Source organism: Bradyrhizobium sp. PRIMUS42, from assembly GCF_023006515.1.
GTDB lineage: Bacteria > Pseudomonadota > Alphaproteobacteria > Rhizobiales > Xanthobacteraceae > Bradyrhizobium.
The window spans coordinates 1-754 of the sequence record NZ_JALBGZ010001376.1 but is presented as its reverse complement, the minus strand read 5'-3'; the positions used below and the strand labels follow the sequence as shown (position 1 = coordinate 754).

1 protein-coding gene and 1 pseudogene are annotated in these 754 nt (G+C 64.3%); both read right to left on the bottom strand.

Annotated features, from left to right (window positions below; translation table 11 throughout):
* The coding region (locus tag MOV75_RS40470) for a proton-translocating transhydrogenase family protein (RefSeq protein WP_247008443.1) at positions 1-132 on the bottom strand (132 nt) is incomplete at its 3' end.
* Between the two features lie 12 nt (positions 133-144).
* Positions 145-754 (bottom strand): annotated as a pseudogene (locus MOV75_RS40465) (NAD(P)(+) transhydrogenase (Re/Si-specific) subunit alpha); the annotation flags it as partial.

Here is a 754-nt window from a genome sequence, read left to right as displayed (position 1 = left end):
GGTCACGCTCATCAGCGGCGTGTGCAGCGCCGGCGTCACCGACCACACCACGAAATAACCGACGAAAACGGCGAGGACGAAAATCGACAGCCGGAAGATGAAGGGGTCGACAACCTGTGCAGCATGCTCCATGGCGATCTCTCCTTACGCCTTCGGCTGGAAGTTCGGGTGGATGACGGCGCCGTCCTTGGTCAGGGCGGTGGCCTTGACGAGCTCATCGTCCCAGTTCACGGCGAGCTTCTTCTCCATCTTGTCGACCATGGTCTCGATGAAGGAGAACAGATTGCGTGCGTAGAGGCTGGAGGCCGAGGCCGCGACGCGGCCGGCGACGTTGGTGTAGCCGACGATCTTGATGCCATCGAGGTCGACGACCTCACCCGGCTTCGCACCCTCGACATTGCCGCCGCGCTCGACGGCGAGATCGACCAGCACCGAGCCCGGCTTCATCGACTTGACCATGTCGGCACTGACCAGCTTCGGCGCCGGCCGGCCCGGAATCAGCGCCGTCGTGATCACGATGTCCTGCTTCTTGATGTGCTCGGCGGTGAGCGCGGCCTGCTTGGCCTGATATTCCTTGGACATTTCCTTGGCGTAGCCGCCGGCGGTCTGGGCGTTCTTGAACTCTTCGTCCTCGACGGCGAGGAATTTCGCACCGAGCGATTCGACCTGTTCCTTCGTGGCGGGCCGCACGTCGGTGGCGGTGACGATGGCGCCGAGACGGCGCGCGGTCGCGATCGCCTGGAGGCCGGCGACG